Source organism: Saliphagus sp. LR7 (genome assembly GCF_003344565.1).
Lineage (GTDB): Archaea > Halobacteriota > Halobacteria > Halobacteriales > Natrialbaceae > Saliphagus > Saliphagus infecundisoli.
Map to the genome: position 1 here is coordinate 1 of NZ_QPND01000014.1, position 16,950 is coordinate 16,950.

29 protein-coding genes and 1 pseudogene are annotated in these 16,950 nt (G+C 62.7%); 20 read left to right on the top strand and 10 right to left on the bottom strand.

Going from position 1 to position 16,950, the window contains the following annotated elements; translation table 11 throughout:
* Positions 1 to 1,611 precede the first annotated feature (1,611 nt).
* The 5 genes from DVH23_RS23700 to DVH23_RS16560 are packed head-to-tail and all read right to left on the bottom strand — an operon-like array spanning position 1,612 to position 2,939.
* Positions 1,612 to 1,767 (bottom strand): hypothetical protein, encoded by a 156-nt coding sequence (locus tag DVH23_RS23700; protein ID WP_157972447.1) that lies wholly within the window; start codon positions 1,765 to 1,767, stop codon positions 1,612 to 1,614.
* On the bottom strand, positions 1,760 to 1,978 hold the full coding sequence (locus DVH23_RS16550; protein ID WP_114578540.1) for a hypothetical protein: 219 nt from the start codon (positions 1,976 to 1,978) through the stop codon (positions 1,760 to 1,762). The genes DVH23_RS23700 and DVH23_RS16550 overlap by 8 nt, the downstream gene beginning before the upstream one ends.
* Entirely contained in the window at positions 1,971 to 2,570 is a 600-nt protein-coding gene (locus DVH23_RS16555; protein ID WP_114578541.1) for a J domain-containing protein, read from the bottom strand. Before DVH23_RS16555 ends, DVH23_RS16550 begins: the two co-directional genes overlap by 8 nt.
* The gene (locus tag DVH23_RS23705) at positions 2,560 to 2,733 is read right to left on the bottom strand and encodes a hypothetical protein (protein ID WP_157972448.1); all 174 of its coding nucleotides are present in this window, start codon (positions 2,731 to 2,733) and stop codon (positions 2,560 to 2,562) included. The genes DVH23_RS16555 and DVH23_RS23705 overlap by 11 nt, the downstream gene beginning before the upstream one ends.
* The gene (locus DVH23_RS16560) at positions 2,730 to 2,939 is read right to left on the bottom strand and encodes a hypothetical protein (RefSeq protein ID WP_114578542.1); all 210 of its coding nucleotides are present in this window, start codon (positions 2,937 to 2,939) and stop codon (positions 2,730 to 2,732) included. The genes DVH23_RS23705 and DVH23_RS16560 overlap by 4 nt, the downstream gene beginning before the upstream one ends.
* A gap of 214 nt (positions 2,940 to 3,153) precedes the next feature.
* Between DVH23_RS16560 and DVH23_RS16565 the strand changes: the two genes are divergently transcribed.
* The 4 genes from DVH23_RS16565 to DVH23_RS23710 all read left to right on the top strand — a co-directional run bounded on the left by DVH23_RS16565 (position 3,154) and on the right by DVH23_RS23710 (position 4,074).
* Positions 3,154 to 3,369 (top strand): hypothetical protein, encoded by a 216-nt coding sequence (locus DVH23_RS16565; protein ID WP_114578543.1) that lies wholly within the window; start codon positions 3,154 to 3,156, stop codon positions 3,367 to 3,369.
* Complete coding sequence (locus DVH23_RS16570; protein ID WP_114578544.1) at positions 3,369 to 3,596, top strand: hypothetical protein; 228 nt, start codon at positions 3,369 to 3,371, stop codon at positions 3,594 to 3,596. Before DVH23_RS16565 ends, DVH23_RS16570 begins: the two co-directional genes overlap by 1 nt.
* The gene (locus DVH23_RS16575) at positions 3,593 to 3,832 is read left to right on the top strand and encodes a hypothetical protein (protein WP_114578545.1); all 240 of its coding nucleotides are present in this window, start codon (positions 3,593 to 3,595) and stop codon (positions 3,830 to 3,832) included. Before DVH23_RS16570 ends, DVH23_RS16575 begins: the two co-directional genes overlap by 4 nt.
* Positions 3,833 to 3,924: 92 nt before the next feature.
* Complete coding sequence (locus DVH23_RS23710; RefSeq protein ID WP_157972449.1) at positions 3,925 to 4,074, top strand: hypothetical protein; 150 nt, start codon at positions 3,925 to 3,927, stop codon at positions 4,072 to 4,074.
* 188 nt (positions 4,075 to 4,262) lie between these two features.
* Here the strand turns inward: DVH23_RS23710 and DVH23_RS16580 are convergent, their stop codons facing one another.
* The gene (locus tag DVH23_RS16580; protein WP_114578546.1) at positions 4,263 to 4,526 is read right to left on the bottom strand and encodes a HalOD1 output domain-containing protein; all 264 of its coding nucleotides are present in this window, start codon (positions 4,524 to 4,526) and stop codon (positions 4,263 to 4,265) included.
* Positions 4,527 to 4,691: 165 nt separating this feature from the next.
* On the opposite strand from DVH23_RS16580, the gene DVH23_RS16585 reads away from it, so the two are divergent.
* Positions 4,692 to 5,105, top strand: coding sequence for a hypothetical protein (locus DVH23_RS16585; RefSeq protein WP_232833791.1), 414 nt, complete (start codon positions 4,692 to 4,694; stop codon positions 5,103 to 5,105).
* Between the two features lie 148 nt (positions 5,106 to 5,253).
* Here the strand turns inward: DVH23_RS16585 and DVH23_RS23715 are convergent, their stop codons facing one another.
* A complete protein-coding gene (locus DVH23_RS23715; protein WP_157972450.1) occupies positions 5,254 to 7,089 on the bottom strand; it encodes a thermonuclease family protein in 1,836 nt (611 codons plus the stop codon).
* A 157-nt stretch (positions 7,090 to 7,246) separates the two neighbouring features.
* On the opposite strand from DVH23_RS23715, the gene DVH23_RS16610 reads away from it, so the two are divergent.
* The gene (locus DVH23_RS16610; protein ID WP_114578548.1) at positions 7,247 to 8,308 is read left to right on the top strand and encodes a Cdc6/Cdc18 family protein; all 1,062 of its coding nucleotides are present in this window, start codon (positions 7,247 to 7,249) and stop codon (positions 8,306 to 8,308) included.
* Between the two features lie 18 nt (positions 8,309 to 8,326).
* Here the strand turns inward: DVH23_RS16610 and DVH23_RS16615 are convergent, their stop codons facing one another.
* On the bottom strand, positions 8,327 to 8,536 hold the full coding sequence (locus DVH23_RS16615; protein WP_157972451.1) for a hypothetical protein: 210 nt from the start codon (positions 8,534 to 8,536) through the stop codon (positions 8,327 to 8,329).
* Between the two features lie 113 nt (positions 8,537 to 8,649).
* Here DVH23_RS16615 and DVH23_RS16620 point away from each other — a divergent pair, with 113 nt between their 5' ends.
* The 12 genes from DVH23_RS16620 to DVH23_RS16670 all read left to right on the top strand — a co-directional run bounded on the left by DVH23_RS16620 (position 8,650) and on the right by DVH23_RS16670 (position 13,637).
* Complete coding sequence (locus DVH23_RS16620) at positions 8,650 to 8,877, top strand: hypothetical protein (RefSeq protein ID WP_114578550.1); 228 nt, start codon at positions 8,650 to 8,652, stop codon at positions 8,875 to 8,877.
* 71 nt (positions 8,878 to 8,948) lie between these two features.
* Positions 8,949 to 9,521: a hypothetical protein gene (locus tag DVH23_RS23720; protein WP_157972452.1), complete on the top strand. Its 573-nt coding sequence runs from the start codon at positions 8,949 to 8,951 to the stop codon at positions 9,519 to 9,521.
* Positions 9,521 to 9,832, top strand: a complete 312-nt coding sequence (locus DVH23_RS16630; protein ID WP_114578552.1) for a PadR family transcriptional regulator — start codon at positions 9,521 to 9,523, stop codon at positions 9,830 to 9,832. The genes DVH23_RS23720 and DVH23_RS16630 overlap by 1 nt, the downstream gene beginning before the upstream one ends.
* Entirely contained in the window at positions 9,829 to 10,068 is a 240-nt protein-coding gene (locus tag DVH23_RS16635) for a hypothetical protein (RefSeq protein WP_114578553.1), read from the top strand. Before DVH23_RS16630 ends, DVH23_RS16635 begins: the two co-directional genes overlap by 4 nt.
* Positions 10,065 to 10,952, top strand: a complete 888-nt coding sequence (locus tag DVH23_RS16640) for a hypothetical protein (RefSeq protein WP_114578554.1) — start codon at positions 10,065 to 10,067, stop codon at positions 10,950 to 10,952. The genes DVH23_RS16635 and DVH23_RS16640 overlap by 4 nt, the downstream gene beginning before the upstream one ends.
* Positions 10,949 to 11,383: a hypothetical protein gene (locus DVH23_RS16645; RefSeq protein ID WP_114578555.1), complete on the top strand. Its 435-nt coding sequence runs from the start codon at positions 10,949 to 10,951 to the stop codon at positions 11,381 to 11,383. The genes DVH23_RS16640 and DVH23_RS16645 overlap by 4 nt, the downstream gene beginning before the upstream one ends.
* A complete protein-coding gene (locus DVH23_RS16650) occupies positions 11,380 to 11,622 on the top strand; it encodes a hypothetical protein (RefSeq protein ID WP_114578556.1) in 243 nt (80 codons plus the stop codon). The genes DVH23_RS16645 and DVH23_RS16650 overlap by 4 nt, the downstream gene beginning before the upstream one ends.
* Positions 11,615 to 12,697, top strand: a complete 1,083-nt coding sequence (locus tag DVH23_RS16655; protein ID WP_114578557.1) for a hypothetical protein — start codon at positions 11,615 to 11,617, stop codon at positions 12,695 to 12,697. Before DVH23_RS16650 ends, DVH23_RS16655 begins: the two co-directional genes overlap by 8 nt.
* A complete protein-coding gene (locus DVH23_RS23725; RefSeq protein WP_157972453.1) occupies positions 12,694 to 12,903 on the top strand; it encodes a hypothetical protein in 210 nt (69 codons plus the stop codon). Before DVH23_RS16655 ends, DVH23_RS23725 begins: the two co-directional genes overlap by 4 nt.
* Positions 12,900 to 13,115 carry a hypothetical protein gene (locus DVH23_RS16660; RefSeq protein ID WP_114578558.1) on the top strand — a complete coding sequence of 72 codons (216 nt, stop codon included), beginning with the start codon at positions 12,900 to 12,902 and terminating at the stop codon, positions 13,113 to 13,115. The genes DVH23_RS23725 and DVH23_RS16660 overlap by 4 nt, the downstream gene beginning before the upstream one ends.
* A complete protein-coding gene (locus DVH23_RS16665; RefSeq protein WP_232833792.1) occupies positions 13,112 to 13,420 on the top strand; it encodes a hypothetical protein in 309 nt (102 codons plus the stop codon). The genes DVH23_RS16660 and DVH23_RS16665 overlap by 4 nt, the downstream gene beginning before the upstream one ends.
* Positions 13,413 to 13,637 (top strand): hypothetical protein, encoded by a 225-nt coding sequence (locus DVH23_RS16670; protein ID WP_114578559.1) that lies wholly within the window; start codon positions 13,413 to 13,415, stop codon positions 13,635 to 13,637. The genes DVH23_RS16665 and DVH23_RS16670 overlap by 8 nt, the downstream gene beginning before the upstream one ends.
* A gap of 8 nt (positions 13,638 to 13,645) precedes the next feature.
* On the opposite strand, the gene DVH23_RS16675 is transcribed toward DVH23_RS16670, so the two are convergent.
* Positions 13,646 to 14,941, bottom strand: a complete 1,296-nt coding sequence (locus DVH23_RS16675) for a site-specific integrase (RefSeq protein ID WP_114578560.1) — start codon at positions 14,939 to 14,941, stop codon at positions 13,646 to 13,648.
* A 50-nt stretch (positions 14,942 to 14,991) separates the two neighbouring features.
* On the opposite strand from DVH23_RS16675, the pseudogene DVH23_RS16680 reads away from it, so the two are divergent.
* Together DVH23_RS16680 and DVH23_RS16685 are read left to right on the top strand one after the other, a co-directional pair.
* Positions 14,992 to 15,375: pseudogene (locus DVH23_RS16680) on the top strand (tripartite tricarboxylate transporter permease); the annotation flags it as partial.
* 166 nt (positions 15,376 to 15,541) lie between these two features.
* Entirely contained in the window at positions 15,542 to 16,138 is a 597-nt protein-coding gene (locus tag DVH23_RS16685) for a bifunctional 2-polyprenyl-6-hydroxyphenol methylase/3-demethylubiquinol 3-O-methyltransferase UbiG (protein ID WP_114578627.1), read from the top strand.
* A 6-nt stretch (positions 16,139 to 16,144) separates the two neighbouring features.
* Here DVH23_RS16685 and DVH23_RS16690 read toward each other — a convergent pair whose 3' ends face one another.
* Positions 16,145 to 16,942, bottom strand: a complete 798-nt coding sequence (locus tag DVH23_RS16690) for a ZIP family metal transporter (RefSeq protein WP_114578562.1) — start codon at positions 16,940 to 16,942, stop codon at positions 16,145 to 16,147.
* Positions 16,943 to 16,950 lie beyond the last annotated feature (8 nt).

The following is a 16,950-nucleotide window of genomic DNA, read 5'->3' on the forward strand; positions in this document are numbered from 1 at the left end:
CGGTGAGAACGTTGACGAGAAAGTTAAGAAGCTGGTCCTCGTGGATTTCACCGTCTGCTTGCTGCTTGGTCTTAGACACAACTTCGGCAAGCAGACGCCTCAACTAACTGGCTTTGTGAGGTACTGAGTCTTCTCGTAATAGGGATACTTCTGCAGTCTTTAGCGACGGCTGGAATTACTGTGCCAAAGACCTGGGTTTGTTAGCTCCTGAGGCTGAATGTAACGCGCTATTTGTCCCAAAACCTTCTACAAAATTCTCGAGTCGTCGGCTTATCTCAGTGAAAGGACTATAGTAGGGTCAGGAACGTACTGATGTCCATGGCCGTGATTTTTGGCTGTCCTGACTGCGGACGCGGCTACTCCCGGAGCCAACAACTGGTCTCGACAGACAGGTACGGGAGCACTCTATACCAATGCCCGAACTGCTACAACCCAGTGGTTCGGACGCGACAAGGGGACAACGACGCTCTCATTTCAGCCTGACCTGGACGTAACGCCAAATACCACTCATCTGTCGAAGAATCACCGCCCGAGTAGGGAGAGGGGCGGTGATCTCGTGTGGTCGGCCCAAATATGGTGATGGTTCCCGGGACCGACAAGTACCGATTGCTGCTATACACAAAAAGACACATCGAACCCGGCACTACCGCCCGGATCAATCGGGCTCCTTCGAGGTTAGGGGGAGAGAACGCCGCCCCCGGAGTGGCTTATATCGGGGGCGGCTGTGTGACGCGAGTGTTCAACAGTGGCGCCGACCCACGGCGAGTCGACATCTCAACCCCTGTTTCCAACGGTAATAAATTCTCGTCAGACGACCGTCGCACGAGAGTCGCGGTTCTGGCCATGTACGTTCCAAGAGGGGAAGAGAGAATGCCGCCCCCTGGATCAGAAACAGGGATGGCTGCAGGATATCGGTAGGTGGAAACGGTGGTGGTGTGTCGACCAACAGTGAGGTCGACGAATGGAAGACAGTCACGGGTCGGTATAAAAGCAGAGCGAGGAGCTGCCGGGTGGCCTTTTAGGGGTTAATGCCGGCCGACGGTCTGACAGCTAGCAACTGCAACCGCTGTCTTCAATCCGATCGACGACCACAACCATGAGTATCTTCGATATCCTCCGACCGGGCGCACAGATCGACGATCAACTTGAGACGCTTCGCGGTGTAGTCATTTCCATGCAGTTCGGTGGCGGGCGCTTATATGCGAGAGACGGGATGGGCTCAGGCCCATAATAGAGATATATCGATCAATACACACCGAGGAGTGCGGGTTAAAGCTCTCCATTAGGTAGTCTTTAGCGGAAGTGGTGAATTAAAGCAGTGCGTTAGAATTCTTTAATAAATTCATTGTTATTAGGGTATGCGCTGTACGGATTTCCGGGTACAGAGCATAAATCCCGGCAATGAAACGGAAATGAGATGCAGACAGAACAATCCATGTCACTCACACAAACCACGCTCCACGGAATTAGTATAGTACTGATCTCGATCGAAGTGATCATCGCGTTAATCGCTCTCTGGATTCAAATCCAGAGGGGAAAACGTGGGAGGGGACTCACCATTCCAGGTAGCGGCTTCAATCGATAAGCGCGGTCTGTTCGGCCCCGTCATCGTCAGGATGGGGCCGGCCAATGTAACTCGAACTCGACGACGGTGATCCGTTTCGTCTCGTCCCACGAGCCGTTGATCTCTCGCCAGATCGCTTCGAACTCGTCGATCGTATAGCTGCCCTCGACGCGGATCTCGGGAGTTTCGTTGGTATCACTCATCCGGCTCACCGGACTCGCGCATCTGTTCGACCTCGTTCGCGAGCGAGCGCTCGAGTGCGGTCGCATCCTCGACCATCTCACGGACCGTCTCGTGTTTCTCGACGTCGAGGCCCGCTGCCGGGATGTGCTGGAGTCCAGCGAGTGCGTCGCGAACGCCGGCGAGCGCCTGCTCACGACACTCGACGTCCGAGAGGGGTTCTTGGTCAGCCATCGAGCATCATCTCCTCGGCGTCGACGACGGCCTGGAACTCGGCCTGATCGCCGCCCTGGTCCGGGTGGTGTTCCTTTTTCTTCGATCGAGCAGCGGCGCGGACGACGGCCTCGCCGGCGTCGGGAGCGACCTCGAGGATCTCGTGGGGCGGCCGCGTCGCGACCACGGCCTCTTCGTCGCCACTCGGAAGCGCCTGAGTCTCGAACTCGCTCGAGACGGTCTGGACGCCGTAGCGCTCGAGGGCCCGCTTCGCATCGAGGTACTTCGCGATCGCCTGGGCGTTGTCCCGGAGGTTGTCCCACCGGTCGCACGGGACGGCGAACTGGGCACCGTCGCGCTCGAAGTAGACCACGACGCCGGGGTCCTCGGGGTCGCGATCCTGGTAGGGGCGGTGTGGAGCCTTCTGGGTGTGAGGCGCGGCCGTCTTCACCTGGACGTTCCGAGCGCCCATCTTCTGGAGCTCATCGAGGATCCCGTCGAAGGCCTGGGTTCGAGAGACGCGGAACCCGTGCGGGTAGGGTTCGCGCTCCGCGCCCGGGGTGCGCTCGAACCCGTCGGGCCACTCGAGATCGTGGGTGGCGCTACTCGCCATCGTTGGGTTCCTCGTGGGTGTCGATCGCCCCCTGGGCGCCCTCCTTGATGACTTCGACCCACTCGAGGGCTTCCTCCCCGTCCGCTGCCTCGACCTCGATCTCGACGTCGATCTGTGTCGACCCCAGGTGACGCGGGGCGACGCGATCTTTCACTGTCGTCATTCGGGATCACCGTCCTCGCAGACGACCTCTCGAAGCTCCTCGAGGAGATCGGGGTGATGCTCTTCGAGGACCTCGATGTCCTGTGTTAGTTCCTCTTCGATACGCCGCCGGACTCGCGAGGTGGCCTGATACCGGCGACTGTCACTGTGCTCTCCTGCGATCTGCTCGCGTTCGGTTTCCGTGAGCAGCGCCCGGGTCTTCGCCATGCCGTGGCGTTGGGCAGTGGTGGTTGTAATATTTGCTCACCCACTGCACCTACTTAGCGCATTCACTAATAGTTAGCGTTTATTTGAACGTTAGCAAATAGGACAACACTTATTAGGTTAGCAAATGTACTAACTGCTAAGCGCGGGGCGCCTCGGAAAACCGATTCTGAGGCCGGTGTTATAGCACCGACCTCCGCGCTGGACGAGACCAGCAATGAGTCAGACACAATCCACGTTCAAGACGATTGCGGACGCACAGAACGAGACCAACGACGACACTCCCGAGACGCCCGAGGTCCGCCGGAGCGAGGTCGTCCAGGTGACGCCCCAGCCCGGCATCGAGCAGGTCGACGAGTTCGACGAGTGGTGCGAACTGGCCGACGTCGTCCGGGACGGCGTCATGGCGGCGATCAACGGCGACCAGAACTGATGTGCGACGAGGAAACCGAGCGCGTCGAGCGCACCGACGTCGGCGTGTCGATCTCCGTCGAGTTGACGCGAGGCACCGGCACGCGCGACCAGGACAAGATCAAGGCCAAGGCGAAGGGCGCCACGCTCGAGGACGCCCGCGAGGACATGGACGAGCTCAAGGGCGACCTGCGGGAGCTCGCCGACGTCTGTCGGGCGATCCAGCCCGCCAAGGAGGGCGACCGATGACTGACCCCGACAAGCGCGTCCTCCAGTCGTACGTTCCCGAACAGGGTGAGCGCCGGGCGGTCGCCTTCGAGCCCCGGAACGCGGGCGGCTGGGATCGGATCACCTACGAGTTCCGGCGCGGGGCCTGGATCCCCACCGGCTCGGAGATCGTCGCCCAACTCGAGATCGTGACCGGCGACGACGTCGATCGCGTGCTCGACCACGGACGTCGGGGCCCGCCGCGGACTGGACCCTGAGCGGCGGCATTCCTCTTCTTTAGACTGATTCCGATTCCAAGGCGAATATCCAAGCACAGGACTAAACGATCTGGGGCGGTGTATTCCGTTCCGTGAGTCAGCCAGAGTACGACCGACGGACGTTCTTCGCGTGCGAGTTCTGCGATCTCGTGTACGCAGGGCTTGAGAAACCCGATGAATGTCGCGTCTGTGATGGGGAGATATTCATCGAGGTCATCCCCGAAGACGATCCCCATCCATAGCATCCAGTGACGGGGCTGGATCAGCATCCAACCTCGATCAGTGTAGATTCTCGGAAGGGACCGTCGCCCAGCTCGAGGTCGTGACCGGCGACAACGTCGATCGCGTGCTTGACCAAGGGCGGAGGGATCGCCGCGGACTGGGGCCTAAAGCGTCCATCGTCTACATCGGCTATTAGACTGGCGCCAAATTACGAGTTTTCGTAGATGGTCAGCTCTTCCCCATCGATTTTGAGCTGATAGGAGTCGACAGCGAAGGAAATAGTAACATCCCTGGATTGTGTCACAAGAGACTCGAGGGCCCCTGGATCGATGTAGTCCCATAACGGACCGCCGAGTTCGGTTGACAATTCGGATGGGGAGGTGTTTTCTACGTCAGCAAGGGATTCAATTATCCCATAGACTGGGTCTGATTCCGACAAGTTAGTTCGATGAAGCTGTGTGCTGGTATCCATCACAGAACCCCTATAGCGCCCCTTCTACAAATATCTTTCACACTATTTCACCATGGATTATATCTGATGGCCATCAAATTACATGATTCCATACTGAACGTCTGATACCACCAACGGAGAGGTTGACTGGGGGTTTATGACGAGTCATCCCAATGATAGATAGAAGTGGTGGAGGTTACCATGGTAAACCGGAGATACGACAATGCTGTCAGTGTGAGGGACGCTTGGAACGACATCTACGAAGCGTTATCGGCCGACCCTCGGCGCCAGCTTCTCCACTCACTGATGAACGCGGACCCAGGCGGATCGGTCCCACTCCCCGAGAGTGCAGCTAATCCAATGGCACCCCCAGACCCTGAGCGCCTGCGGATGGAGCTCAAGCATATTCATCTCCCTAAATTAGCCGACTGTGAATTTGTTGTCTGGGATGATGGCCCATTGCAGGCGTCTCGCGGCCCCGAGTTCGAGCAGATCGACGCGGTTCTCAGTGCGATATTCTCATCCGCGGAGGACTTTCCGGACAGTATCGTGGTTGGGTGCCACCAGCTCGAAGAAGAACGCGAGTTAGATGACGAGTAGTGGTGGCCTCAGCGAGGTCTCTTTTTCCGTCTCGCCTTGTGCAACACTATCGCCTCCTCGAAAGGCGAATGTTGCACAAGGTTTCAGCCCGGCGCCGTGGCCGTCGAAACATGGTGTAGAATCTGGAAACTCTTTTCGCGGGTTCGATTTAGGCCTGATCGCCGTACGCGTGCTCGAGGGCTACATCACCGGAACTATCGAGGACGATGATCACGTCGCCCTCCTCGCGCCAGTTCTGCTGGTTGTAGCCCCAGTAGAGGGTATCGTCTGTATTCGTTCCCTCGCCCGTAATGACGGTCACAGTCTCACCAGGTCCCAGTGTAAACCCAGGTGGTACATTGACAGGGCTGAATCCTCGGCCGTCGACGACGCCGTCCTCGCGCCGGTCGCGAATCCGCCAGCCGGACATGTCGATCGGTACGTCACCGGTATTCGTGAGTTCAATATATTCCTCGTCAGCGTCAGCCCCCTGGACATTCATCCCAGAGACCTCGAGGATATCCTGAGCTTCGCCAGCAGTACTGACTGCGGGATCCTCGGTTGGCGTCTCCGTCTCTGTTGGGGTCGGTGTTTCAGTCTCGGTCGGGGTTGGCGTTTCTGTCTCAGTGGGCGTGTCGGTTTCCGTTGGCGACGGCGTTGACTCGGCTTCAAAATCCCAGAGTCCGACGCCGTTGGACCGGGCCTCGGCTTCAGCGTCATCGAATCTGTTTCGGAGGCTGAACGAGGAGTCGTATACGCGGGCGTACCCATTTTCGAGTAACCCGAGGTTGAAGTTCTCCTCGCCAGTGTAGATGTACGCCAGCAGCCGGCCGAAGCTTCCTCGGCGATCGCCCTCTTCGTCAGTGACCACCCGCACTTCTTGGCCTTCAAGTTCGCTGGTCGCGTACTGGCTGGCGTCTTCTCCCCAGTTGAAGAGATGATCACGCGATCCTTGAGTATCCGGAAGGCCCTCATAGTCACCGGGGCTGACGTCACCGAGTGTCGTCTCCGGGGTATCGACACCGATCAACCGAACCGTATCCTCTTCTCCATCAGCGAACTGGACTTGGACCGTGTCGCCATCGATTACCCGGGTGACCGTGGCCTCTCGAGCCTCGCCGCCCGATACTTCGGACGGGACTGCGACGGACGCGTCGGATGACGTGGCCGTTTCAGTCTCCGTAGGGGTGGGCGTCTCTGTCTCAGTGGCCGTCTCGGTTTCTGTCGGTGACTCAGTTTCAGTCTCCGTTGGGGTCTCGGTTTCGGTGGGTGCCGGAGTTTCGTTCTCACTTTCCGGCGTGTTGGCCTCTGTCGGTGTTTCTGTCTCTTCTTCGATCTCCGCGAGTTGTACGGTCAGCTCGTCCTCACTGTCTGTGGAGATCCTGGTCTCGTTTGACTCGTACCCCTCGGCAGTCACCTCAATATCGTGGGTGCCATTTTCGACTGTATAGACGACTTGCCCCTGCTCGTCCGTTTGATTGTCCTCGACCGTGCGAAAGAGAATCGCATCGTCATGCATGATCTCGACGGTCGCATTCTGGATTGGTTCCTCCGACTCGTCAAGGACAGTTACAGTGAGATTATATGCCCCATCATCGGAGTTGCTCTCCTCGGTGGTTGTCTCGGTCTCAGTCCCGTTGTCAGTGGTGTTGGTATCGGCTGCTGTCTCGTTGGCAGCTCCTTCGAGTTCGCCGCTGGCCTGGGCCGGTTCCGACTCATTGCCAGTATCGTCCGTATCGCTCCCTCCCACTGCTATCACACCCCAGAGGACGAACCCGATTACACCAGCCACAGCCCCCGTTTTGAGCCCCCCGCCGGGCTCGATGCCGGGGATCACCGCGAGACGATCAGCCACACCCCGATAATTCGTTCCGACGACAGCACCCAGAACGATCGGAAACAACGCGAGCGCGAAGAACGCGGCGAAGAAATACACCACCGCTAAGATGCCGTTTCGTACTGTCGCCCCCTGTTTCATCCCCGGGACCCTGTCGGCTATCGACATGGTTCGTAGCTTGTTATTCGCCGTAATGATAGTATCGGCCGAGTGGATTTTCGAGGCAGGACGAGAAAAGAGAGTATACTATCGTATTCCTCGAACACTCTTTTCTTCGGAAACGCGCCCCCGTGCTTATTTACTCACCATCGGTCATGGTTGCGGCATGATCACGAACAGGTGGGTGTTCGATGACGCCTACGACGCCCAGATACAACACCGCGATACCGAGCTCGACGCGCTCACGCGGGCGCTGGCACCGACGCTCGAGGGGGTACCTGCCGATGACGTCCTGATTCACGGGCCCAGTGGGACGGGGAAGACGTCGGCGGCGACAGCTGTCGTGCGCGACCTCCGAGGGCGGATCCCCGTATCACCGTGCCGGATCGAGTGTGCCGGCCGGTCGGCCGCCGAGATCGTCCGCGAGGCGATTCATGCCCACCCGACCGAGAGCGCGATCGGGACGACGGCAGCGACCGACGCGTTGTACGAGACCCTCCGCGAGGTGGTGGCCGACGACGAACCCTACGTGTTGATCCTCGACGAAGGTGACGACCTCCCCGATCTCGACCTCCTCGAGCGGTTGCTCGCGATCGAGCAGCTGTCGGTGGTCGTCATCGTTCACGACGTCCGCCAATGGCTTGCCGCTGCCGACGAGGACGTGACCGACCGGTTCCCGATGCGTTCGCAGATCGAGTTTCGGAAGTACGGCGAGGCAGAGCTGGTCGACATCCTCCGGCCGCGCGCCGAGCATGGTCTCGAGCCCGGCGTCGTCGACGACGACCAGCTGGGCCGGATCGCTGATCAGGCCGCTGGCACCCCTCGACTCGCGATCCGCGCGTTGCTCGCGGCGGCAGAGTCGGCGGTCGAAGCGAATCACGAGGAGATCGGGGAGGCGAACGTCGATGACTGTGTCGAGCGAGCGCAGGCCGATATTCGGAAGGCGAACCTCCAGGGACTCGGCCCCGTGTATCAGCGGTTGTACGAGCTCGTCCGGCGCGAGGGCGAGGTCGGCGGTGGGGAGCTCCGGGAGGCCTATCGGGAGGGACGGGAGGCGGTATTCGACGGCGTCGGTCGTGAGCCCGTCAGCTGGCGTCGGGCACGGGACTATCTTGGGAAGCTCGATGACTACGGGCTGATCGAGATCGCCGGCTCGACGAGTGCACGGACGTATCGAGCGGTGGATGGGGATCTGGAAGCGCCGAACGGGATCGGCCTTCCAGTGTGAGGCGTGAGAAGTCCAGACCTATTCTTCCTCTTGCTCCTCAGCGAGCGAGATCGTGATTGATCCGCCCTCGAACGACGTGGCGACTTTGTAATGCTCACCGGGATCTAGCCCAGAGGTTTCTAATACCTCTGGTGGGATCGAGATAACGTAGCTGTCGCCCGATTTGCGCAACTTCCGGACGCCAGAGACTTCCTCTGCGTCAGGATCGATGTCCACACCGTTCGTCATTGCGGGGAGTGCATTCGCCATTGCCATGAATCTTATCTATATCGTCTTTCGATACCCTGAATGATAAAAGTATCTGCATAAGCTACTTATGGGGTGCTGAATAAGATAGGTATGTGCCGGTCAATGTAGATCCCGAGGCGGACGAACTTTACGACGAGCGGGCGCTCCGCCGGAGCGGCGACAGTGTTGTCGTAACGCTGACGCCGGGCATCCTCCGGAACGCCGGGGTGTCGGTCGGAGACGAGGTTCGTATCGCGACGCCATTCGATGGGGGCGTGATCACGATCGAGCCGGTCGACGATGGCGACGAAGGTGAATCGGAAGCGCCAGCAGACGCATAGCGCGGAACCTAACCGCAGAGCCGGGACGCTGGCACGTCCCGACCCAACGCAGCCCCGAACCAAGAGACTGCATGACCACCTACGACGACAGCGACCAAAGGTATGGTGCCCCTAGGCGGGCACAACCGTTAGACGGTAACGACAGTCCGGTCTGCGAACCCGTTTCGCAGATACCCGGAGCGCACCTCTCGAACCCGTTCCGACAGCTCCCGAGAGCGATCGCCAGCGCGGCGCCTGATCTTTGGAAACGCGCCAAGCAGCGTTATAGGAGTATCAACCGAACGACCGTACGCACGATCGCGACCGCGATCGGGCGCGCCATCTATCCAGGATCGTCGCGCCCGTCCGGTCGTGGTGGTGTTGAGCCGACCGAGTACGCCGACTACCACGGAATCAGTTCCGCGACCACCATGCACGGATTCATCGCACGCGCTAAAGAAGCCACCGACGACGACGCACAGTTTTCCAATACGAGCGACAAGGCCGACTCGCGCGACGACGATCACCACGAAGTCACGCCCCAGGAGTTCGCACGAGTCTTTCCGGGCCTCCCCGGTGGTGGCGTCATATTCGAAGACGTCGATGAGTCGTCGGGCGCGTGGATCAGGGCCGATCAGGTCGAAGATCTGGAGGGGTGGTGTTGATGGCGGCTGGAACTGGCGGGTTCGGCTCGACCACCGACCTGACGCGCTTCCAGCTCGATCTCTTGGCGGCGATTACGCACGTCAAGGAAGAGGCCTACGGGCTCGCGATCAAGCGCACGCTCGAGGAGGCCTATGACGACGAGGAGGTCAACACTAGCCGACACTACCAGAACCTCGATGCGCTCGTCGAGAAAGGCCTCGTCGAGAAAGGGACTCTCGATCGGCGGACCAACGAATACCAGATATCCGAGCGTGGCCGGCGCGTCCTCCAAGGACGTGTCGGGTGGCTCACCGGCGGTGGTCGTGCATGAGCGTCGATACCGACGGCGCCGACGTTCCCGACGAATGGGAGGACTGGCCGTTCGACGCTCGCGCCTACGTTCTCGCCGAGGCGAACAACGCGATCGACCTCCGGCGAGAGATCGAGGACATCGTCGGTATGGAGCCTATCGAAGAGGCCGACAACGGGAAAGCCGGCCAGTTCACGAAGGCCCAACTCGCGATGATCCTGATGGCTCTCGGCGGCCCTGGAGGTGAGGGGGCATGAGCGCCTCGGAGCAGACCCGACTGATCGGCGAGCCCTCGGGCGCGAGCGTCGAGATCGAGACCACTGGCGACGTCTTCCGACGCTTTCTCGCGCTCCCGGCAGCGCTCGTCGACGAGTGTCGATTCAAGGCCGACACGGACGGCGTCCCGATCAAGACCACCGATCCGGCCAACGTCGCGATGGTCGATGTCCGCGCCGAGGCCGACGCCTTCGCGAGCTTCGAGACGACCAGCGAGGTCACAGCCGGGATGGACCTGGACTGCCTCACCTCGCGGGCCGCGAACGCCCGGATGGGGCGCACCGACGACGAGATCCAGGCGGCGATCGACGCCAGCACCACCGAGCTCGAGGTCGGGCGGACCTACGGCGAGACAGCCGTCCGCCAGCGCGACGCATGGCTCAATATCGACGTCGACATGGTTCGCGAAGAGCCCAATGTCCCGGCCCGCGAGGAGATGGATCGGGAGTACGCCCGCGCCGGTCCCGTCGATCCCCAGGCGTTCAATGCTGCGGTCGAGGGTGTCGGCCGAGCCAGTGACTTTGCGCTGGTTCGGCCCGAATCGGACGGCCTTGTGTTCACGGCCGAGAAAACCGACGACGACGGTGACGCCACCGACGCGACCCGCGTCAATGTCGAGACATATGTCGATTCTGTCGAGAGAGACGAAGCAGTGTCCTCACTGTTGTCGATCGACTATCTCACCGACTTCGCGTCCGCGCTCAAGACTGCGCGCGTTGACGACCTAACGCTCTGGGTCAGTGACGACTACCCGCTGTTCGTCCAGTTCGAGCGGACCGATGACGGACAGCGATTGTACGGCGGTCAGTTCATGCTCGCGCCGCGGCTCAAGAACGGCGGAACCATCGGGGGTGACGAGCAGTGAGCCGAACCGACCCCGACCTCGCCGAGGAGGCGAAGGAGCGAGCGAACGACGCCCACGCCGGCGAGTTCGAACTCATCTCGTTCCTCTGCCCGGCCTGTAACGAGCCCTGTTTCAGCGAGGATCCGGATCCGAACGATTTCGTCCACGATCCTGACGAGGGCGAGTTCGGGAACGACCGTGCGGCATTCCAGATCAGCCCCTCACGGATCCTCGATCTTGAGCCGGACAACCCGTGGGATCGGATCTGCGTCTACCCGACCGAGGTCGAGTACGACGACGGGCCGCAGCTCCAGGTTCAATACTGCCGCCACGACTTCTCCCAGGAGAAGTACCAGGCCTGGAAGCGCGAGCTCGACGAGCTGAAAGACGTCCAGCGGCGGGCCGAAGAGAACCAGGGCCTCGATTCGTTCACCGGAGGTGGCGGCTCGTGAGAACCGTCGCCCCCCAGCAATTCGCGATCGACGTGATGGGCCTCGACGCCTCCTCGGTCACGCAGACCGGCGAGGACGCGACGGGCTTTATCGTCACCTGCCGCGACCACGACGGCGCCGACACGATCGAGACCGAGGAGATCCACGACCTCGCTCGTCAGTACGACCTCCGGGTGACGAACACCGTCGCGGATTTCGACGCTGGCGAGGTCCGCCTCGAGGTGAGCGCCGATGCGTAAGTGCAATCGATGCGAGCAGCCGACGACGACCCGTCTCTGCCGAGAGTGTCGGCTCGAGGATCGTCACGGAGTCCCCTCGGACCACTATGAACACGAACCCGACCACAGTCCCGGCCCCTACGGCGTGCCGCAGTCGGCGGCCGACTATCTGAGCAAGCACGTCCCGCGGACGCCCTGGCGGCCCGATGCCGAGTTCCGGCTGATGATCGCCGGCCTTCGCGGGGAGTTCCCCGACGAGTGGATGCTCGACACCTCGACAGAGGGACAATTCTCGACGGGTCGCGAGGTCGCGACCGACGGCGGCGAGCGCATGGAGCGGGTGACGGTCCGCTTCCCCGACGACCAGCTCGAGGAGATCGACGACCTCGTCGAGACGGACGACTACGCCAGCCGGAGCGCCGTCGTTCGGGACGGCATCCAGACTCTCGTCGGAAACGGATCGGACGACGACCGAGAGATCCGCACCGACGGTGCCGGATGGTCGCCCCAAATGGTCACCCCGGACGGCACCGAAATCGAGCCCTCGGACAAGTTCGCCGGCACGCGACCCGATCCGGTCCCGAAGGGGATCACATCACCCAGTCAGCGCGGGCAGGTCTACCCACCCCTCCGGGAATACCTCGTTGACTGTGATGAGCCAAAGACGTCACGAGAAATCGGCGAGGAGATCGGCCCCCACCGGAAGTCGCTCCAGCGCTGGTTGAACAAACTCGAAGACCAGGGCTATCTCGAGACGGAGTGTCGAGACGATGGCCTCCCTGGGCAGGATCCGAAACACTACGCGACCGCTGATCACGTCGACAGCGTCAATGACCTCCCCGAACCGGTCGAGATCGGCGCGCCGACCCAGGAAAACGTCCTCGAGGCGCTCGAATCGATGCACGCCGACGGAAGAGCGTGGATCAAATCCGGCGATATCGCAGACCGGATCGGCTGTGACACGCATCCGGTTTCGAACGTCATGGGCGCCCTCCGGGCGCGTGGGCTCGTCGAACGCTGGGCGCCCCGGAAGGATGGTCACGGCGGCGGGGCGTCCTGGCGACTCGTCGAGGACGACCGAGGTGAGACGGCGTGAGCCGACACCGCCCGCCGCTAGGCCCGCCCGAGACCGCGGCCCGCCAGGCGTTCGATCACTTCCGACAGTCGGGCGTCGTCGCAATCGAATACGCCGGTGAAATCGCCGAGATGCGCCGCCTCTGTCGGGAGTGGGCCGATGAAGGCGAGCCACTCGATTCGCACGAACTGCAAACTCCATCGGAAATGGAGGGGTCAGACCGATGAACGGCCGCCTCCGTACCGACGAGACGGTCACTGCCCACTCGACCGATCTAGCTTCCGGACTTGCTAGTATCGGTATCGGCGTCCTCCTCAGTGCTGTCGTGATCGCGGGCGAGATCGTCGGCGCCACCGTCCCGATCGAGGTCTACGCGCTGCCCGCAACCGTCCTGTTGTTGGGCGGGTTGCTCGCCTTTCAGGGGGTGCGTGTGACGTGAGCGAAGCCCAGTCTCCCGGCTACGGGACCGTGACGATCGAGGGCGAGCGCCGTTGGCGCCAGCACGTTACGAAGCGATGGAATGAGCGATCGAAGGCGCCCGGGCTCGACCCGCGAAAGGCGTTCGCGACAGCCGTCGAGGTTCACTACCCGAGTGCCTACGGTGGCGTCGAGGCGCGCTACCACTCGGAGGGCGACGTCGTTTTCCTTGCCGACGACCGCAAGGTTCGGACCTGCCTCGCGCTCGGCGATCGCGCCGCGTGGGAGCAGGCGTACGTTCGAAATCAGGTGACAGAAAATGAGTGAGTCGATCCATCGGAACCCGACAGCACAAGCACTGGAAGAGATCCGAACCGACGAAGAGGTTCGGGCCGACGTTCAGGAACTCGGCGAGCGCGACGATCAGTACGGTGCGATCGCCCGTGTGTTGCTCGCGGTGGCCGATGGCGACCGTCCCAGTGACGAGGATCTCGCCGCGGCTGACCTCGAATCGATCGGCCAGCTCTACGAGGACGGCGAATGACGGTGACCTCACTCGCTTCCCACGGAGTCGGCCAGGGCCACCGGATCGTCGACGGCGTCAAGGACCTGCCGGAGGGCCCGACGCTCGGCGCTCGAGAACTCTTCGTCGGGATCGGTCGCCCCGTCGAGGACGTCCTCGCGGGTGTCGGTGACGTCGTCCTCGACGTCCTTCAGCTCGGGCGCGAAGAGCTCACCGCAGGCCGGGCATTGTCGCCAGTGGTCTTTGAGGATCTCGCCGCAGGTCGGGCACGTCTCGGGCGTGAACGAGGTCCCGGATTCGTCTTCGCGGTACCCGAGCTCCTCCTCGGCCTTGCGGACGTAGTCGTCGTTCGTGACGTGAGAGTAGACGGTATCGAGGATAGTGCTGTCGGGGACGGTCCCCAGCAGCGCTCGAAGAGTGTCCGAGTCCATGCCGTAGTCGCGTTTCATCACGGTGACGAAGTAGTGCCGGAAGTTGTGGGGGTTGACCGGCTTCTCGACGCCGGCCCGATCGGCGATCCGCTCGAGGTGTTTGCGGACGCCGGGCTCGCTCCAGGGCTCGTCGAGATTCGTCTTCCAGTGATCGGGGTCGCCGACGAACAGCGGGGCATCGGGCTCGCCGGCCCGCGGGTGGTTTTCCTTCCAGTCCCGGACGTACTTCCGAGCCCCGAACAGGGGGCGCTTCCGGCCGCGGTCGGCTGCGCCCTTGAGACCGTCGGCGTCGTCGTTCAGGTAGAAATAGCCCGCATCACAGTCGACGTCGCGAAGGCGAAGCGTTCGGATCGCCGTGAGGCGTTGACCGGTGTAGACGAGCATCTCGATCATCGCCCGGTCGCGATAGTTCTTACAGGCGCCCCGGAGGGCGTCGATCTCGTCCTCGGTGAACATGTCCTGTTCGTCGTGGCGGGGCTCCGAGCGCTCCGCGTAGACATGGATCTCGTCGGGATCGACGCCGAGGTCGTCGTGGTACCGGTAGAACGATCGGGCCCCGGACTGGTAGCGCATCAGCGTCGTCTTCGCGAGGCCGCGATCGTCGTGCTGGCCGTCGATGAACGCGTTGAACTCCTCGGCCGAACACTCGAGCAAGTCGAGCCCGCGGTCGGTACAGATCCGGAGACACTGGAGGTAGGCCTCGATCGACCGGGGTTCGTACGTGCGGACGTTCCCGCGGTCGTCGAAGAACTTCCGACGAGTCGTCTCGCCATCGAGGGCGTCCGCCCACTCGAGCAGCGCGTCCCGGCACGCGATCGAGATCTCGCCGGCGTCGGCACGATCCTCGACGGTGTCTTTCTCCCGATTCAGCCGTTCGCGTGGAGTGACCGCCATATGATCCTGACAATCACCACCATACACAAAAGGTTTGCAGTGTACGCAAGACGGAGAACACCATCTTCGCGCTGTTCGTGCTGGTCGCCATCGGCCAGCCCCGGACGGGCGTGATGGTCGTCTTCGAGAGCGCCGGCGCGCCGCTGAACCTCCCGGTTCTCGTTGGGGTCGTCGTCCTCGCGGGCCTGGTCGGCTTCGTCCTCGTGCTCGTCGTGGGCGACGTCTACCTCGCCGTCGTCGGGCGGATGACCTACTGGCGGATCTCGACCGCGATCCTCGCCGTGCTCTGTCTCATCTCTTATCTGTTCACGGGTCCACTGGGCGTCGGCGTCTTTCTGGTCGCGGCGGCGGTCGGGATGGTCCCCGTTCGCCTCCGAGCGCGGCGGGTCCACCTGATGGGCGTCCTGATCGGACCGCTGATGCTCGGTCCATGAGATCGGGGAAGCCTTACGTCCGGGCGAAGAGGGATACACGAGATGTCTCACCCTCTCGCCGGCCCGGCCGAACGGGACCGTCGCTCGATCCGGGCAAGATCGGATCGCGATCGGTGCTCGCGTGTGCGGAGCCACGGCCGTCCCGACGGACCGCGAGGGGTGGCCGATGGACGCTGAGGAGGTCCGCATGGAGTGGATAGAGCGCTCGGGGGAATACTCGCCGGACTACTACGCCTACTACGGCGCCGACGAGGTCAGCGAGGCGATCCGCGAGCGGATCGTGGAGAGGGTCGGTTCGGACGCCTCCGTCCTCGAGCTCGGCTGTAGCTCCGGGCGTCACCTCGCACACCTCCACGACGCGGGCTTCCGGGACCTCTGGGGGGTCGAGATCAACGAGACGGCCGGCGACGTCATGCGCGAGGAGTACCCCGACCTCGCGGCCGACGGCAGTTTCCGGTTCGAGCCGATCGAGGACGTCGTCGGCGGCTTCGACGACGACCGCTTCGACGCGGTGTTCTCCGTCGAGACCCTCCAGCACATCCATCCCGACGACGACTGGGTCTTCGCGGAGGTCGCCCGGATCGCTGACGAACTCGTTCTGACGGCCGAGATCGAGGCCGACGAGGACGTCACTTACGTCAGGGAGTCGTTCCCGCTCTACCACCGCGACTGGCGGGCGACGTTTACCGACCTGGGGCTCGAAGAGATCGAGTCCGCGGAGGTCGGTCGGGACACGGTCCGGGCGTTCCGTTCGACAGAGTAATGAGAGTCAGACCGCGAGTACGGTGTCGACGATCAGCATGATCGCGAAGCCGGAGACGAACGCCGCCGTCGCGGCGTCGTCGTGGCCGTGGCCGTGGCTCGAGGGGATCAGCTCCCGAAAGACGACCGCGATCATCGCGCCCGCGGCGAGGCCGGCCGCGACGGGAAAGAGGTCGGCGACGACGCTCACGAGCGCGAAGCCGGCCGCGGCCGCGATCGGTTCGGGAAGCCCGCCCGAGAGCGTGGTGTAGAGGATCGTCTTCGGCCGGGAGACGCCCGCCCGGACCGCGGGAACCGCCATCGCGAACCCGTCGGGGACGTTGTTGACGGCGATGGCGGCCGCGACGGCCAGCCCGAGGCCCGCCTCGCCGCTCGCGAAGGCGATTCCGACGGCGAGTCCCTCGGGGACGTTGTGGATCGTCACCGCCGAACCCACCAGCGTCGCCCGGCGGAGCTGGTCGCCCGAGTCCGGGAGCCGCGAGGGCGAGCCCTCGAGGGCGGCGGTTCCCTCGAGGCGATCGCCCCGGAACCCGGCGTGGAGGTGCGGGAGGGCGGCGTTGGCTCCGAGCAGGAAGGCCCCGCCGCCGAGGATGCCGACGACGACCTCCCAGGTCGAGCCGAGATCGAGCCCGGGGACGACGAGTGCGAAGACGGCCGCCCCGACCATGATGCCCGCGGCGAGCCCGAGCGCGCTGTCGTAGACCCGGTGGCCGACCTGGCCGGCGACGAGCGTCGGGAGCGCGCCGAGCCCGGTCGCCGAGCCCGCGAGGGTCGCGACGACGAGGACCTCCCCGAGCGAGGACATATCCGGGC

What these genes read in the sequence shown, in the direction of transcription:
- DVH23_RS23700 (WP_157972447.1), bottom strand. Translation starts at nt 1,767, where the DNA reads ATGAGTGATACCAACGAAACTCCCGAGATCCGCGTCGAGGGCAGCTAT.
- DVH23_RS16550 (WP_114578540.1), bottom strand. Translation starts at nt 1,978, where the DNA reads ATGGCTGACCAAGAACCCCTCTCGGACGTCGAGTGTCGTGAGCAGGCG.
- DVH23_RS16555 (WP_114578541.1), bottom strand. Translation starts at nt 2,570, where the DNA reads ATGGCGAGTAGCGCCACCCACGATCTCGAGTGGCCCGACGGGTTCGAG.
- DVH23_RS23705 (WP_157972448.1), bottom strand. Translation starts at nt 2,733, where the DNA reads ATGACGACAGTGAAAGATCGCGTCGCCCCGCGTCACCTGGGGTCGACA.
- DVH23_RS16560 (WP_114578542.1), bottom strand. Translation starts at nt 2,939, where the DNA reads ATGGCGAAGACCCGGGCGCTGCTCACGGAAACCGAACGCGAGCAGATC.
- DVH23_RS16565 (WP_114578543.1), top strand. Translation starts at nt 3,154, where the DNA reads ATGAGTCAGACACAATCCACGTTCAAGACGATTGCGGACGCACAGAAC.
- DVH23_RS16570 (WP_114578544.1), top strand. Translation starts at nt 3,369, where the DNA reads ATGTGCGACGAGGAAACCGAGCGCGTCGAGCGCACCGACGTCGGCGTG.
- DVH23_RS16575 (WP_114578545.1), top strand. Translation starts at nt 3,593, where the DNA reads ATGACTGACCCCGACAAGCGCGTCCTCCAGTCGTACGTTCCCGAACAG.
- DVH23_RS16580 (WP_114578546.1), bottom strand. Translation starts at nt 4,526, where the DNA reads ATGGATACCAGCACACAGCTTCATCGAACTAACTTGTCGGAATCAGAC.
- DVH23_RS23715 (WP_157972450.1), bottom strand. Translation starts at nt 7,089, where the DNA reads ATGTCGATAGCCGACAGGGTCCCGGGGATGAAACAGGGGGCGACAGTA.
- DVH23_RS16610 (WP_114578548.1), top strand. Translation starts at nt 7,247, where the DNA reads ATGATCACGAACAGGTGGGTGTTCGATGACGCCTACGACGCCCAGATA.
- DVH23_RS16615 (WP_157972451.1), bottom strand. Translation starts at nt 8,536, where the DNA reads ATGACGAACGGTGTGGACATCGATCCTGACGCAGAGGAAGTCTCTGGC.
- DVH23_RS23720 (WP_157972452.1), top strand. Translation starts at nt 8,949, where the DNA reads ATGACCACCTACGACGACAGCGACCAAAGGTATGGTGCCCCTAGGCGG.
- DVH23_RS16630 (WP_114578552.1), top strand. Translation starts at nt 9,521, where the DNA reads ATGGCGGCTGGAACTGGCGGGTTCGGCTCGACCACCGACCTGACGCGC.
- DVH23_RS16635 (WP_114578553.1), top strand. Translation starts at nt 9,829, where the DNA reads ATGAGCGTCGATACCGACGGCGCCGACGTTCCCGACGAATGGGAGGAC.
- DVH23_RS16640 (WP_114578554.1), top strand. Translation starts at nt 10,065, where the DNA reads ATGAGCGCCTCGGAGCAGACCCGACTGATCGGCGAGCCCTCGGGCGCG.
- DVH23_RS16655 (WP_114578557.1), top strand. Translation starts at nt 11,615, where the DNA reads ATGCGTAAGTGCAATCGATGCGAGCAGCCGACGACGACCCGTCTCTGC.
- DVH23_RS16660 (WP_114578558.1), top strand. Translation starts at nt 12,900, where the DNA reads ATGAACGGCCGCCTCCGTACCGACGAGACGGTCACTGCCCACTCGACC.
- DVH23_RS16670 (WP_114578559.1), top strand. Translation starts at nt 13,413, where the DNA reads ATGAGTGAGTCGATCCATCGGAACCCGACAGCACAAGCACTGGAAGAG.
- DVH23_RS16675 (WP_114578560.1), bottom strand. Translation starts at nt 14,941, where the DNA reads ATGGCGGTCACTCCACGCGAACGGCTGAATCGGGAGAAAGACACCGTC.
- DVH23_RS16685 (WP_114578627.1), top strand. Translation starts at nt 15,542, where the DNA reads ATGGACGCTGAGGAGGTCCGCATGGAGTGGATAGAGCGCTCGGGGGAA.
- DVH23_RS16690 (WP_114578562.1), bottom strand. Translation starts at nt 16,942, where the DNA reads ATGTCCTCGCTCGGGGAGGTCCTCGTCGTCGCGACCCTCGCGGGCTCG.